Origin of the sequence: Cellulomonas timonensis, from assembly GCF_900046455.1 — a bacterium.
Taxonomy (GTDB): Bacteria; Actinomycetota; Actinomycetes; order Actinomycetales; family Cellulomonadaceae; genus Cellulomonas_A; species Cellulomonas_A timonensis.
Genome location: NZ_FCOT01000010.1, coordinates 312,123 through 325,127, shown reverse-complemented (window position 1 = coordinate 325,127; position 13,005 = coordinate 312,123). Strand labels below are relative to the sequence as shown.

Annotated in this window: 15 protein-coding genes; 11 read left to right on the top strand and 4 right to left on the bottom strand. The window is 74.4% G+C overall.

Annotation, left to right across the window (positions count from 1 at the left end):
* Positions 1-75: 75 nt before the first annotated feature.
* From BN3788_RS05135 to BN3788_RS05125, 3 genes are all read left to right on the top strand, one after another.
* Positions 76-1,218, top strand: coding sequence for an LLM class flavin-dependent oxidoreductase (locus tag BN3788_RS05135; protein ID WP_066582870.1), 1,143 nt, complete (start codon positions 76-78; stop codon positions 1,216-1,218).
* Positions 1,215-1,847, top strand: a complete 633-nt coding sequence (locus tag BN3788_RS05130; protein WP_066582721.1) for a CE1759 family FMN reductase — start codon at positions 1,215-1,217, stop codon at positions 1,845-1,847. The genes BN3788_RS05135 and BN3788_RS05130 overlap by 4 nt, the downstream gene beginning before the upstream one ends.
* A gap of 62 nt (positions 1,848-1,909) precedes the next feature.
* Entirely contained in the window at positions 1,910-2,677 is a 768-nt protein-coding gene (locus BN3788_RS05125) for a carbon-nitrogen hydrolase family protein (RefSeq protein WP_066582720.1), read from the top strand.
* On the opposite strand, the gene BN3788_RS05120 is transcribed toward BN3788_RS05125, so the two are convergent.
* Positions 2,674-3,501 (bottom strand): SGNH/GDSL hydrolase family protein, encoded by an 828-nt coding sequence (locus BN3788_RS05120; protein WP_066582719.1) that lies wholly within the window; start codon positions 3,499-3,501, stop codon positions 2,674-2,676. The two genes, BN3788_RS05125 and BN3788_RS05120, sit on opposite strands and share 4 nt — an antisense overlap.
* A gap of 165 nt (positions 3,502-3,666) precedes the next feature.
* On the opposite strand from BN3788_RS05120, the gene BN3788_RS05115 reads away from it, so the two are divergent.
* From BN3788_RS05115 to BN3788_RS05105, 3 genes are read left to right on the top strand one after another with little or no spacing between them, the layout of a single operon-like run.
* A complete protein-coding gene (locus tag BN3788_RS05115) occupies positions 3,667-4,368 on the top strand; it encodes a YoaK family protein (protein ID WP_234346489.1) in 702 nt (233 codons plus the stop codon).
* A gap of 34 nt (positions 4,369-4,402) precedes the next feature.
* Positions 4,403-5,155, top strand: coding sequence for a YoaK family protein (locus BN3788_RS05110; RefSeq protein ID WP_066582718.1), 753 nt, complete (start codon positions 4,403-4,405; stop codon positions 5,153-5,155).
* On the top strand, positions 5,152-5,826 hold the full coding sequence (locus tag BN3788_RS05105) for a DUF1275 family protein (RefSeq protein ID WP_066582717.1): 675 nt from the start codon (positions 5,152-5,154) through the stop codon (positions 5,824-5,826). The genes BN3788_RS05110 and BN3788_RS05105 overlap by 4 nt, the downstream gene beginning before the upstream one ends.
* On the opposite strand, the gene mqo is transcribed toward BN3788_RS05105, so the two are convergent.
* Complete coding sequence (mqo, locus tag BN3788_RS05100) at positions 5,810-7,366, bottom strand: malate dehydrogenase (quinone) (protein ID WP_082812585.1); 1,557 nt, start codon at positions 7,364-7,366, stop codon at positions 5,810-5,812. The genes BN3788_RS05105 and mqo overlap by 17 nt on opposite strands.
* A gap of 120 nt (positions 7,367-7,486) precedes the next feature.
* Here mqo and BN3788_RS05095 point away from each other — a divergent pair, with 120 nt between their 5' ends.
* The 4 genes from BN3788_RS05095 to mobA all read left to right on the top strand — a co-directional run bounded on the left by BN3788_RS05095 (position 7,487) and on the right by mobA (position 10,209).
* Complete coding sequence (locus tag BN3788_RS05095; RefSeq protein WP_066582716.1) at positions 7,487-7,996, top strand: hypothetical protein; 510 nt, start codon at positions 7,487-7,489, stop codon at positions 7,994-7,996.
* A 57-nt stretch (positions 7,997-8,053) separates the two neighbouring features.
* Positions 8,054-8,251 (top strand): hypothetical protein, encoded by a 198-nt coding sequence (locus BN3788_RS05090; protein ID WP_066582715.1) that lies wholly within the window; start codon positions 8,054-8,056, stop codon positions 8,249-8,251.
* Between the two features lie 84 nt (positions 8,252-8,335).
* The gene (gene glp, locus BN3788_RS05085; protein ID WP_066582862.1) at positions 8,336-9,577 is read left to right on the top strand and encodes a molybdotransferase-like divisome protein Glp; all 1,242 of its coding nucleotides are present in this window, start codon (positions 8,336-8,338) and stop codon (positions 9,575-9,577) included.
* Positions 9,574-10,209, top strand: coding sequence for a molybdenum cofactor guanylyltransferase (gene mobA, locus BN3788_RS05080; RefSeq protein WP_082812584.1), 636 nt, complete (start codon positions 9,574-9,576; stop codon positions 10,207-10,209). The genes glp and mobA overlap by 4 nt, the downstream gene beginning before the upstream one ends.
* A 48-nt stretch (positions 10,210-10,257) precedes the next feature.
* Here the strand turns inward: mobA and BN3788_RS05075 are convergent, their stop codons facing one another.
* Complete coding sequence (locus BN3788_RS05075; protein WP_066582714.1) at positions 10,258-11,418, bottom strand: calcium:proton antiporter; 1,161 nt, start codon at positions 11,416-11,418, stop codon at positions 10,258-10,260.
* A 196-nt stretch (positions 11,419-11,614) separates the two neighbouring features.
* Between BN3788_RS05075 and BN3788_RS05070 the strand changes: the two genes are divergently transcribed.
* Positions 11,615-11,962, top strand: a complete 348-nt coding sequence (locus BN3788_RS05070; protein WP_066582713.1) for a DUF6457 domain-containing protein — start codon at positions 11,615-11,617, stop codon at positions 11,960-11,962.
* Here the strand turns inward: BN3788_RS05070 and moaA are convergent.
* Entirely contained in the window at positions 11,959-12,966 is a 1,008-nt protein-coding gene (gene moaA / locus BN3788_RS05065) for a GTP 3',8-cyclase MoaA (RefSeq protein ID WP_066582860.1), read from the bottom strand. The two genes, BN3788_RS05070 and moaA, sit on opposite strands and share 4 nt — an antisense overlap.
* Positions 12,967-13,005 lie beyond the last annotated feature (39 nt).

The following is a 13,005-nucleotide window of genomic DNA, read 5'->3' as shown; positions in this document are numbered from 1 at the left end:
TCGAACGGGGGTGGTTGAATGTTTGACAACGCCAGATCGTTCGACCCGCAGAGCAGGAGCACCCACATGTCGCAGATGCAGTTCGGCATCTTCACCGTGGGGGACGTCACCACGGACCCCGTCACCGGCCACACGCCCACCGAGGCGGAGCGCATCAAGGCGACAGTCGCCATCGCCAAGCACGCCGAAGAGGTCGGCCTCGACGTCTTCGCGACCGGCGAGCACCACAACCCGCCGTTCGTGCCGTCCTCGCCGACCACGCTGCTGGGCTACATCGCCGCGCAGACGGACCGCATCCTGCTGTCGACGTCCACGACGCTGATCACCACCAACGACCCGGTGAAGATCGCCGAGGACTACGCCTACCTGCAGCACCTCGCCGACGGCCGCATGGACCTGATGATGGGCCGCGGCAACACCGGCCCCGTCTACCCGTGGTTCGGCAAGGACATCCGCCAGGGCATCAACCTGGCCATCGAGAACTACGCGCTGCTGCACCGGCTGTGGCGCGAGGACGTGGTCGACTGGGAGGGCAAGTTCCGCACCCCGCTGCAGTCCTTCACCTCCACGCCCCGCCCGCTCGACGACGTGCCGCCGTTCGTGTGGCACGGGTCGATCCGCAGCCCCGAGATCGCCGAGCAGGCCGCCTACTACGGTGACGGCTTCTTCCACAACAACATCTTCTGGCCCATCGAGCACACCCGGCAGATGGTCGAGCTCTACCGCCGGCGGTTCGAGCACTACGGCCACGGCCGGGCCGACCAGGCCATCGTCGGCCTCGGCGGCCAGGTGTTCATGCGGCCCAACAGCCAGGACGCGAAGCGCGAGTTCCGCCCCTACTTCGACAACGCCCCCGTCTACGGCCACGGCCCCACGATGGAGGAGTTCACCGCCCAGACCCCGCTGACGGTCGGCAGCCCGCAGGAGGTCATCGACCGCTACGCCACGATGCGGCACGAGGTCGGCGACTACCAGCGCCAGCTCTTCCTCATGGACCACGCCGGCCTGCCGCTCAAGACGGTGCTCGAGCAACTCGACCTGCTGGGCGGGGAGGTCGTGCCCGCCCTCCGCAAGGAGTTCGCCATCGGCCGCCCGGCGCACGTGCCCGACGCGCCGACTCACGCCGCCCGCGTCGCCGCCGCGGGGGACCGCCCGACGCACGAGCGCGCCCGCCTCGTCGACGACGTCACCGGCGCCCCCCCGGCGGAGTCGCGATGACCAAGCGCACGCTAGCGGTCGTCTCGAGCGGGCTGCGCGAGCCGTCCTCGACCCGCCTCCTCGCCGACCGGCTCACCGCGGCCACCGTCCGCGAGCTCGACGCCCTGGGCGTCCAGGCCGAGGTCGAGGTCGTCGAGGTGCGGCTGCTCGCCCACGACCTGACCAACATGCTGCTCACCGGGTTCGCCGCCGGCGACCTGCGGGCCGCGCTGGACACGGTGGCCCGCGCGGACGGGCTCATCGCCGTGACGCCGATCTTCTCCGGCTCGTTCTCGGGGCTGTTCAAGAACTTCTTCGACGTCACGGAGCAGGGCGCGCTCGCGGGCGCCCCCGTGCTCCTCGGGGCGACGGCCGGCACCGCCCGGCACTCCCTCGCCCTCGACCACGCGGTCCGGCCCCTGTTCGCGTACCTGCGGGCCATGGCCGTGCCCACCGGGGTCTTCGCGGCCACGGCGGACTTCGGCGCCACGGCCCAGCAGGACGTCTCCGACGAGTCCGGGGCGCTCGACCGGCGCGTGGACCGCGCGGCCCGCGAGCTCGCGCAGCTCATGGCCGCGCGGGAGCCGCGCGCCATCGCCGACCCGTTCGCCAACCCCACGTCCTTCGAGGACCTGCTCGCCGGCCGCTGAGCCGTGACAGCGTGGGCGCCCGCCTCTCGGCCGGCGCCCACGCTGTCGCTACGTTTGTCCCCATGGCAGACGACCTCGTCCTCGCGCTGGCCCAGACCACCCCGGTCCCCGGCGACCTGCCGGCCAACGTCGCGCACGCCCTGGACGTGGCCGACGCGGCCGCGGCCGAGGGCGCCCGGCTCCTGGTCTTCCCCGAGCTCTCACTGATCGGCTACGACCTGGCGCTGCTGCACGACGACGCGTGCTGGGCCTCGGGCGCGGGCGACCCCCGCCTCGAGCCGTTGCGCGCACGCGCCCGTCGGCATGGGATGTGGATCGTGGCAGGAGCCCCGGTGCGCGAGCCCGGCGCCGCGCCCGTCATCGGATCGATCGTGCTGGGACCCGCCGGGCAGGACCACGTGCACCCCAAGGCCCACCTGCACGGCTCCGAGACGGGCTGGTTCACCGCGGGCCGCCCACAGCCGCCGATCGACGTGGACGGGTGGCTGGTCGCGCTCGCTGTGTGCTTCGACATGGCGCACCCCGGCCACGCGGCGCAGGCGGCGGCGGCCGGCGCGGACCTGTACGTCTCGTCCTCCGTGTACGTCCAGGGCGAGGAGCGACGCCACGACCTGCACCACGGCGCCCGCGCGATGGACCACCGCATGTACACGGCCATGGCGGGGCTCACGGGCCCCAGCGCGATCGGGTCGGCCATCGGCGGGACTGCGGTGTGGGCGCCGGATGGGAGCCGGGTGGCGGGCCTCGACGGCCTCCCGGGGCTGCTGGTGCACCGCCTGCGCTCCACCGAGATCGAGCGCCACCGCCCTCGGGCCCGCCCGCGTGGCTAGCCCCGCGCCGCCAGGGCGTCGAGCACGAGCCGTGCCACCGCCATGTGCCCCGCGGCGTCCGGGTGGTATGGCGGCACGTTGAGCCCGGGGAAGAACCCCTCGACCCACGGCTCGGGCGACCCGGCGTGGTGCTCGCGGCTCGCGGCGGACCCCCGCCCCAGCATGGCCCCGTGGTCACGGGCCGCCGTCGCCGTCGCGTCCCCGAGGGCATGCGCCACATGCCACAAGAACTCCTGCTCCGCGCTGGTCACCGGGACCTCGGGCACCTCTGTGCCCATCGGCGGCAGCACGGTGAGGTAGTCGACCAGGACCACGCGTGCGTCGGGGGCGTGCACCCGCACCGCGGAGAGCACGTCGCCGAGCCGGGGCCCGATGCCCCGCAGCGAGTCCTCGACGCGGGCCCGGTCGACGGGCTGCGGCGTCGGCGACGCGAGGCCGCCCCTGCCGTGCGGGAGCTGCCCGCGCTCGGCGGCGTGCACGGCGGACCACGACCTGAGCGCGGCGAAGAAGCCGACGTCGTTCCCGCCAGCGGTCACGGTCACCAGGCTCGTGTCAGGCAGCAGCGCGTCGACCTGGCGCGGCAGCGGCGCGCCGTGCACGCCTGCCGACTCGGGGATGTCGATCAGGTCGTCGATCGACGCGCCCCGGCAGGTCACATCGATGAGCGCGAGCCCGAGCTCGCCCGCGACGAGGTGGGGGTAGTTGCCGTCCGAGCGCGCGCACTCCACGTCGACCGTCACGGGGATGCCCGGACCGGCCGCGAAGGAGTCGCCCAGGGCGACGTAGCCGCTGCCGACGGGGAGGAACTCAGGTCGGCCCGTCATGTCCCCAGGTCTACGCCGTCCCCGTGTGGGCCGCATCCGCAGCGCGCTCGCGCGGACTGTGGGGCGTCGACCTAGCCTGGGGGGGACTGCGGCGGGCCACGGGCGGACGTGGCGCGCGCACCTCGGCCGGGTCCGGAGGGCCGTGCGGCCGTTGGGAGGCTGCCGGTGCTGAACGCGCTGCATGCCGATCCCCGGCGCCTGGACCTCGCCCTCATGCTGGCGCTCACCTTCACCACCGGGATGGTCGACGCGGTCGGCTACCTCGGCCTGGACTTCATCTTCGCCGGGAACATGACCGGCAACGTCCTCATCCTCGGCATGGGCATCGGCAAGGCCGCGGACCTGCCCGTGGCGGGCCCCGCACTAGCGCTGCTGATGTTCGCCGTCGGAGCCGCCGTCGGGGGTCGGCTGCTGCGGGGGAGCCCGCCCGCCTGGGGGCGGGGCACCACCACAGCGATCGCCGTGACGGGCGCGGCCACGGCGTTGGCGGCCCTGCTGTTCGTGCTCATGCCCCCGCCCGCCGAGGCGCCCGTGCCCGTGGCCGTGCGGTCGGTGGCCGTCGCCCTGCTCAGCGGGGCGATGGGACTGCAGGCCGCCGCCGCGCGCCAGCTCGGGGTGGCCGACGTGACCACTGTGGTCGTCACGTCCACCCTCACCCGGCTCTTCGCCGACCTCGGCGCCGGCACGCCCGGGCGGTGGGCGCGGCGGGCCGGGGCGGTGGTGCTCATCGGCGCGGGCGCGGCGGTGGGGGCGGTGCTGCTGCGCGTGCACATCGCGCTGGCGCTCGCGGTCCCCGCGGTGTTGGTGCTCGCCGTCGCCGGGGTCGGGGCTGCCCGGCACCGCTCAGGAGGCCGGCCAGCGGGGTGAGCGCTGCCGGCCACGCGAGTGAGGGGGCGTCGGGATGGTGTTCGAGTCGCTGCGGCGCCAGACGCGCCGACACGAGACCGTGCTGCTGCTCGTCCTCACGTTCGGCACCGGCGTGGTGGACGCGGTCAGCTACCTGGTGCTGGACCGGGTCATCGCGGGGAACATGTCCGGCAACGTGCTGCTGCTCGGCATGGGGCTCGCCGGGGCCGGCGGGCTGCAGGTCGCCGGCCCTGCGATCGCCTTCGCGGCGTTCTGGCTGGGCGCCCAGCTGTGCGGGCACGCGCTGCGCGGGGCCCCAGACGGGTGGACGTCCCGCGTCTCCGCGCTGATCGCCTTCTCCGGGGTGGTCGTGGGGCTGGTGGGCGTCGGCGTGGCACTGGTCCCGCCAGCCACCTCACAGCCATCCGGCCTGGGCGCGGCCGCGGTGCTGGGCGCCTGCATGGGGGCCCAGGCGGCGGCGGCCCGCGCCACGGGGGTCGCCGACCTCGTCGCCGACGCCATCACGGGCGCGTTGGTGGGGCTGGGGTTGACGTTCCGCGACAGCCGTCCCGACCCCGGGCGGTGGAGCCGGCGGATGGGCAATTTCGCGCTGATCGGCGTCGGGGCGTTCGCCGGCGCCCTGCTCATCCGCGTACATGCCGGGTTCGCGCTGGGCCTGGTCGCGGTGCTCAGCGTGGGCGTCGCGGTGGCGGGCCAGGCGCTGCTGGCGCGGAGCCCTGACGACCAGCACGACGTCCAGCACGACGTCCAGCGCGACGGGCAGGCCGAGTCGGGCGGCGGGCCGTGAGCGGGCGCCGCGCGGAGCGGCTCGAGGTGGCCCTGCTCCTCACGCTGACCTTCGCCACCGGGATCGTCGACGCCGTCGGCTACCTGGAGCTCGACCGGGTCTTCATGGGGAACATGACGGGCAACACCGTGCTGCTGGGAGCAGCGCTGGCGGGCGCCGGGGGCCTGCAGGCGGCCGGGCTGGCGTGGGCGCTGGCGGCCTTCTGGGCGGGGGCGGCGGCCTGCGGTCGGGCGCTGAGGCGCACGCCCCGGATCTGGACGGCCCGCACCACCGGGCTGTTCGGGGGCGTCGGGCTGGCGGTGGGCGTCGTGGCGGTGCTCGTCGCGCGGACCCCGCCCGAGTCGTCCAGGGCGATGGCGCTGGCCGCCGCGGGCGTGCTCGGCGCGTGCATGGGGCTGCAGGCGGCGACAGTGCAGCACCTGGGCGTCGTGGACGTGCCGACGTCGGCCATTGACGAGCAGGTCACGGGCCTGGCGGCCGACACGGGCCGTCGGCGCGACCAGCCGTGGGCGCGCCGCACGCTCAGCATCGCGCTGCTCGGCTCGGGCGCGCTGGCCGGAGCCCTGCTGCTGCGGGCGCACATCGGGCTGGCCCTGGGCGTGGCCTCAGGGCTCGCACTCGCGGTGGCCGCCGTCGGGCAGGCGCGGTTGGGCCTCAGGGCTCCGCGGTGACCTGGTCGCCGGCCGCCATCTGGTGCAGCGCGAGGGCGTCGTCCCAATCCTCGCCGCCCAGCACCGGCATCATCGCCCGCAGGCCCGGCTCCCACGCTGTCGCTCGGTCGGGGAAGCAGCGGCCCAGCAGGTCGAGCATCGTGGACACTGCCGTCGACGCGCCGGGTGAGGCGCCCAGCAGCCCGGCGATGGTGCCGTCCGCCGAGGTGAGCAGCTCGGTGCCGAACTCGAGCACGCCGCCCCGCTTCGCGTCCTTCTTGATGACTTGCACGCGCTGGCCCGCGGTGATCAGCTCCCAGTCGCGCGGGTGCGCGGAGGGCATGAACGCCCGCAGGGTGCGCAGCCGTCGCGTCGGGGAGGCGGTCAACTCGCCGATCAGGTACTTCAGCAGGTCCAGGTTCTGCAGCCCCACGGCGGCCATGGGCACCACGTTGCCGGGCCGGATCGACCGGAGGAGGTCCAGCGGGGAGCCGTGCTTGAGGAACTTCATGCTCCAGCCCGCGTACGGGCCGAACATCAGCGCCGTCTGCCCGTCGACGACACGGGTGTCGAGGTGCGGCACCGACATGGGCGGGGAGCCGACATCGGCCTTGCCGTAGACCTTGGCCTGGTGCTGGCGCACGATCTCGGGGTTGGTGGTGCGCAGGAACTGCCCGCTGATCGGGAAGCCGCCGTAGCCCTTGGCCTCGGGAATCCCCGACTTCTGCAGCAGGTGGAGCGCGCCGCCGCCGGCGCCGATGAACACGAACCGCGCGTCGATGGTGCGGTTCCGGGGAGAGGCGTTCCAGCGGCGGTCGCGCACGCGCAGGCGCCAGGTGCCGTCACGGCGCTGGCGCAGGCGGCGGACCTCGTGCTCGAGGCGCACGGTGGCGCCGCGTGCGGTGACGTCCTCCACCAGGGCACGGGTCAGCGCGCCGAAGTCCACGTCGACGCCCTCGGGCGCGCGCGTCGCGGCGATCGGCTCGTCGAGCTCGCGATCGAGCACCAGCAGCGGCGCCCACGTGCGGATGACCTCGGGGTCGGTGGAGAACTCGAGGCTCGCGAAGTGCGGGTGGGCGCGCAGGGCGTCGGCACGTCGGCGCAGGTAGTCCACGTCGGCGGCGCCGCGCACGAAGGTCATGTGCGGGGCGGGCGAGAGGAACGTGTCGTCCGGCAGCCGCCCGGTGGTGAGCAGGAAGCTCCACAGCTCGCGGGACAGTTCGAACTGCTCGTTGATGGCCACCGCCTTGGCGATGTCGATCGAGCCGTCGGGCCGCTCGGGGGTGTAGTTCAGCTCGCAGAGCGCGGCATGGCCGGTGCCCGCGTTGTTCCACGGGCTGGAGCTCTCCTCGGCGAGTGCGGGGCGCCGCTCGAGGATCTCGATCTTCCACGTGGGCTCGAGCGTCGAGAGCATCGCTGCCAACGTCGCGCTCATGATCCCGCCGCCGACGAGGACGACATCCACAGTCTGCTGAGAACTCACCCGCCGAATCGTAGGATGATCTCGCCTGTCACCCGAATGGCTGTCCGCAGTGCGGTCATCGCGCAGCGAGAGCCGCATGTCGGCCAGCGGGTGCGGAGGCGATCTGCCGGTGGCAGTTTGGGCGGATGGACGCAGACAAGAACCTCCGCGACGCACCGGGTCCGCGCCAGCCCGGCCAGCGCGCTCGGGACGAGTGACGTGGGCTCCAGTGACGTGGGCTCCACCGCGCCCGACGGCAGGCTGCTCGCGATCTACCTGAACGACCACATCGCCGGCGCCACCGCCGGGGCGAGCCGGATCAGCCAGATGGCAGATGCCCACGTGGGCTCCCCGCTCGGCCCTCGCCTCGCGGACCTCGCCGCCGAGATCAGGACGGAGCGCGAGTGGCTGATCGAGACGGCCCGGCGCCTGGGGGTGCGGATCAACCGCGCGAAGCTCGCGGCGCTGTGGGCGGGCGAGCACTTGGGCCGGCTCAAGCCGAACGGGCGGCTCGCGCGCAGGTCCCCGCTGTCGACGCTCCTCGAGCTCGACCTCATGCAATCCGCCGTGGCCGGCAAGAGGTCGCTGTGGCACGCCCTGCAGGACTGGTCGGCGCCGCTGGGGCTCGACCCGGTGGTGCTCGAGGAGCTCGTGCTCTCCGCCGACCGCCAACTCGACGAGCTCGCCAGCCTCGCCGCCGTCGCGCGCCGGGCGGTCCTGCGGGCGTGAAGATGCCGAGACGCGCTCTCGGGTGCGCCGGCCGCCGAACGGTGACAGCGTGAGCAGATGAACTCGACACCTCCGGCAGGGCAGCGCGACGACGATCCTGACTACGACACCGACGCGGACCCGGACAACATGAACCCGCGCTCGGGCGTCAACGCGAAGAGCGACGTGGCGGTCGACCCCGACCCCGACGCCGACACCGACGCGGACCCGGGCAACATGAACCCGCGGCACGACGCGAACGCCGAGCAGAGCTGACCTGCCTGGCCGTGCCCATATCGGCCGCCCGCTGCGACGAGGGTCCTAGGGGCCCCCGTCGCGACGGCGGCTAGCGTGGGCGCCATGCCCACGCACGAAGGTCCCCGCACGGTCGCCGACCACCTGGCGGAGGTGCTCGCCCTGGTGGCGGCCCTGCCGCCCGTCACCGTGCCGCTCGATGACGCGCTCGGACTCGTCCTCGCGGAGGATGTGACGGCGCCCGAGGCGCTGCCCCGTTTCGCCAACTCGGCGATGGACGGCTACGCGGTGCACTCCCGCGACGTGGCCGGCGCCTCGGACGAGCACCCGGTGACGCTGCCCGTGGTGCTCGACCTGCCCGCGGGCGCCGACGCGCGGACCCCCGTGGCGCCCGGAACCGTCGCGCGCATCATGACCGGCGCCCCCATGCCCCCGGGCGCCGACGCGATCGTGCCCGTCGAGCGCACCGACGCGGGGGAGCGGATGGTGACGATCTCCGCGCCCGCCGCCCCGGGCGCCCACGTGCGCCGCGCCGGCGAGGATGTGGCCGCCGGCGCCGTCGTGCTCGCCGCCGGGCAGGAGCTGACGCCGTACCGGGTCGCCGCCATCGCCTCGGTGGGCCGCGCCGAGGTCCTGGCCCACCGGCGCCCACGGGTGCTCGTCATGTCGACGGGCTCCGAGCTGGTCGTCCCGGGGGAGGCCATGCGCCACGGCCAGATCCCCGACTCCAACTCCTACCTGCTCGCCGCCGCCGCCCGGGCTGCGGGCGCCAGCGTGGTGCGGCTTGGCGCGGTGCCCGACGACGCGGACGCGCTGCGGGCTGCCCTTGGCGCCGAGCGGCCGGATGTCGACCTGGTCCTCACCTCCGGCGGGGTCAGCCAGGGGGCGTATGACGTGGTCAAGGAGGTCCTCATCGGGCTCCCTGAGATGCGGTTCATGCCCGTGGCGATGCAGCCCGGGAAGCCGCAGGGCATGGGCCGGCTCGAGGACGGCACGCCGGTGCTCGCACTGCCCGGGAACCCGGTCAGCGCCTTCGTATCCTTCGAGGCCTTCGTGCGGCCGGCGCTGCTGGCGCTGCGCGGGCTGACGGGCGCCGCGCTGCACCGGCCGCGCGTGCGCGCCCGCGCTGCCGAGGGATGGTCCTCGCCCGCCGGGCGTGAGCAGCACATCCCGGTGGTCCTCACCGAGGGCGAGCACGGCCTCGAGGCGCGGCCTGCCGCGAACCGGGGATCCGGGTCGCACCTGGTGGCCTCGCTCGCGCTCGCGGACGGGCTCGCGATCGTGCCGCGTGACGTCTCGGCGGTGGGGGTTGGCGACGAGGTCGCCGTCGTGCGGATCGCGCCATGAGCCCGGCCGGCACGGGGGAGCCAGCCCTGGCCGCCGCGGTCGGTGCGGACGTGTCGTTCGACGCCGTCGTGCTCGCGGGCGGCCGGGCCAGCCGGCTCGGCGGGGCGTCCAAGCCGGACGTCGTGGTGCGGGGCCGCCGGATGCTCGCGCACGTGCTCGACGCGGCGGCGCAGGCCCGGCAGGCCGTCGTGGTCGGCCCGCCCGCGCTCGAGGTGCCCCCGGGCGTCCGGCTCACACTCGAGGACCCGCCGGACGGCGGGCCAGCGGCGGGGATCGCCGCCGGCCTCGCCGCCCTCGATGCTCCCGGGGAGTGGGTGCTGTTGCTCGCGTGCGACGTGCCGCTCGTCGCGGCTGCCGTCCCGCGCCTGGCCGGCCTCGCCGCAGCCCGACGCGACGACACCGCGTTCGACGGCGTGATGCTCGTGGACGCGGACGGCCGCGAGCAGCCGCTCGTCGGGCTCTACCGCCGGGCCGCGCTCGAGTCGGGGCTGGCCCGGCTGGCGGGGGGGCGCGGCGTCCGGGGCGCCCCCGTGCGCGCCATCCTCACGGAGATGCACGTGCAGCGCCTCGCCGACGAGGGGGCGTCCCGCGACGTCGACACGTGGGAGGACGTGCGCCGCATCGAGGGGTGAGCGCTCAGCGGGTCATGCGCCCGTCGTCGAAGGCGCCCAGCGGCTCGCTCAGGAGAACACGGCGATGCCGTAGACCGCGAAGAGCACGAGGTGGGCCGCGCCGTGCGTCGCCGTGACCATCTGAGCGGCGAAGGTCGTCACCGACAGCGCCAACGTGACGCCCAGGAGCAGCAGGTTGACGGGGGACTCCGCCAGCACGACCGCCTGCCCGGTGAGGGCGCCGATGACGAGGACGGCGGGGATCGTCAGGCCGACCGTGGAGACCAGGGCGCCGTGGCACAGGTTGCTGACGCGCTGGATCTCGCCTCGCAGGGCGGCGCGCACGGAGGTGATCGACTCGGGCAGGAAGACGATCATCGCGATCAGGATGCCCGCCAGCGCCACCGGCGCCCCGACGCGGCCCAGGCCATCGTCCAGGAGGGTCGCCATGTCGTGGGAGAGCAGCACGATGGGCAGGACCGTCACGATGAGCAGGGCGAGACGCAGCCCGATCTCGGCACGGTGCTCGGCGATGACCCGGGTGATGCTGGGACGCTCCTGCAGTGAGGCGCCCTCGCCACGGGAGCCTGAGACGGCCGCGAGGTGGGGGTCGACCTCACGGAAGTCGTCGGCCTGCGCGCCCATCTGGCGGAAGAGGAAGAAGGCGTAGAGGGCGAGGGTCAGCACGATGATGGCGACCTCCTGCCCCGGCAGGTAGGAGCCGTCGCGCCCAATCAGGGCCGGAAGCGCGAAGGCCAACGACGAGAGCACGATGAGCAGGGCGAGATAGGCCGAGGCGCCGGTCCGGTTGTGCTCCATGTCGCCGCGCTTGACGCCCCCGACGAGGAGGCAGAGCCCGATCACCCCGTTGAGGATGATCATCGACACCGCCATCACCGAGTCGCGGGCGATGGTGGCCTGGTGGCCGGGCCCGAGCATGACGGCGGAGATCAGCACCACCTCGATCAGCACGATCGACAGCGTGAGGACCAGCGAGCCGTAGGGGTCGCCCAGCCGGCGGGCGAGGTGCTCGGCCTCATGGACCACCCCGAAGGCGCAGACCAGGATGACGCCGATGATGAGCGCCAGCGCGATGACGAGCACCGGCGCGGGGACGGCTCCGTCCAGCAGGGGGCCGGCGAGCATCAGGGCGACGATGGCGCACCAGCCGAGCACGAGGCGGAGAAGGGCGACGGGAGTGAGGATGGATCGCGCGGTGGTGGAGATCACGGATGAGGTCCAGTTCCACGGGGCCGTCCCCGTGCCGAGCGAACGAACGGGCCGTCCCGTCCGTGGTGGTCCTGTCAGTCGACGCCGCCCAGGATAGGCCACCGGCGGACGAGGAGTCTGCACGACCGTTCGGGCGCTTGCCCGGGTCGCGTGGCACGATGGAGAGAAGCGGCATGTGCGACAGGGGAGGCGCAGCATGACCGGAACCACACCACATCCAGGCCCACGCCCGTCGACGCGGCTGATCGCCGCGCCCACGACGCCGCTGGACGCCTGGACGGACACCTTGGCCCGCGATCTCGGGATCGAGATGGTCGTCGTGGACGAGGAGGCGCTCGTGGCGCTCGCGTTGCACGCGGCGCGCAGCGTCGGCCGGCCAGGCGCGTCGCCGCTCACCGCCTTCTTGGTGGGTTACGCGGCGGGCGTCGGCGCGGGCCCCTTGGCGGACGCGATCGATCGGGCAGACGACCTGGCCACGGACTGGTACGCGCGCTACATGGCGATGGGCGGCCCGCACAACTGGTCGCGGCCCGCCCCGGGCTAGCCGCCGATCGCGCTCATCGGCCGGTCGGGCTGCAGGAACGACGGGTCGTTGATGCCATGCCCCGGCAGTTTGCCCGCGACGCAGCCGGCGAACGCGCTCACGAGCGCAGCGTCGTCCGCGTCGCCGCGCAGCAGCGCCCGCAGGTCCGTCTCGGTGCGCGCGAACAGGCAGGAGCGGAGTTGGCCGTCGGCGGTGAGCCGCAGGCGGTCGCAGGCGCCGCAGAACGGCGCTGACACCGACGCGATGACCCCGACGGTCGCCGGGCCGCCGTCCACCAGCCACCGCTCGGCGGGCGCCGCGCCGCGCCCCGGCACCGGGGGGAGCGGGAACGCGGGGGCGAGCCGGGCGAGGGTCTCCGGCCCCGTCACCATCGAGCTGCGCTCCCACGTGTGCCCGGCATCGAGCGGCATCTGCTCGATGAACCGCATCTCGTAGCCTCCCTCGGTGGCGAAGCGCACCAGGTCGACCAGCTCGTCGTCGTTGACCCCGCGCATCGCGACGGCGTTGAGCTTGACGGGCCGCAGCCCGGCGGCGTCGGCAGCCGCGATGCCGGCCAGGGTGTCGGCGAGGCGGTCCCGGCGGGGGAGGGCCAGGAACCGGTCGGGGCGCAGCGGGGCGATGCTGATGTTGACGCGGGCGAGCCCCGCGGCGGCGAGCGGCCCCGCGAGCTTTGGCAGCCGCAGGCCGTTGGTGGTCAATGACACCTCGGGCGCACCGTGGGGGCCGCGCAGCGCGGCGAGCGCCGCGACGACGTCGACGACATCGGGCCGCAGCAACGGCTCGCCGCCCGTGAGGCGCAGCTCCTCGATGCCCGCCTGCTCGACGGCGACGGTGGCCACCCGCACCAGCTCGGCGGTGCTCAGCAGGTCGGAGCCCGCGATCCACGGCACGCCCTCGGCGGGCATGCAGTACGTGCAGCGCAGGGAGCAGCGGTCGGGCAGGGAGATCCGCAGGGCCCGATGGACGCGGCCGAACGTGTCCGTGAGCCGCCCGTCCTGGCCCAGCGTGCCGACTGGCGCTGGCGCATCGGGCGTCGCGTCACG

Coding starts and splice junctions, on each gene's coding strand:
- BN3788_RS05135 (WP_066582870.1), top strand. CDS start 76: ATGCAGTTCGGCATCTTCACCGTGGGGGACGTCACCACGGACCCCGTC.
- BN3788_RS05130 (WP_066582721.1), top strand. CDS start 1,215: ATGACCAAGCGCACGCTAGCGGTCGTCTCGAGCGGGCTGCGCGAGCCG.
- BN3788_RS05125 (WP_066582720.1), top strand. CDS start 1,910: ATGGCAGACGACCTCGTCCTCGCGCTGGCCCAGACCACCCCGGTCCCC.
- BN3788_RS05120 (WP_066582719.1), bottom strand. CDS start 3,501: ATGACGGGCCGACCTGAGTTCCTCCCCGTCGGCAGCGGCTACGTCGCC.
- BN3788_RS05110 (WP_066582718.1), top strand. CDS start 4,403: ATGGTGTTCGAGTCGCTGCGGCGCCAGACGCGCCGACACGAGACCGTG.
- mqo (WP_082812585.1), bottom strand. CDS start 7,366: ATGCGGCTCTCGCTGCGCGATGACCGCACTGCGGACAGCCATTCGGGT.
- BN3788_RS05090 (WP_066582715.1), top strand. CDS start 8,054: ATGAACTCGACACCTCCGGCAGGGCAGCGCGACGACGATCCTGACTAC.
- glp (WP_066582862.1), top strand. CDS start 8,336: ATGCCCACGCACGAAGGTCCCCGCACGGTCGCCGACCACCTGGCGGAG.
- mobA (WP_082812584.1), top strand. CDS start 9,574: ATGAGCCCGGCCGGCACGGGGGAGCCAGCCCTGGCCGCCGCGGTCGGT.
- BN3788_RS05070 (WP_066582713.1), top strand. CDS start 11,615: ATGACCGGAACCACACCACATCCAGGCCCACGCCCGTCGACGCGGCTG.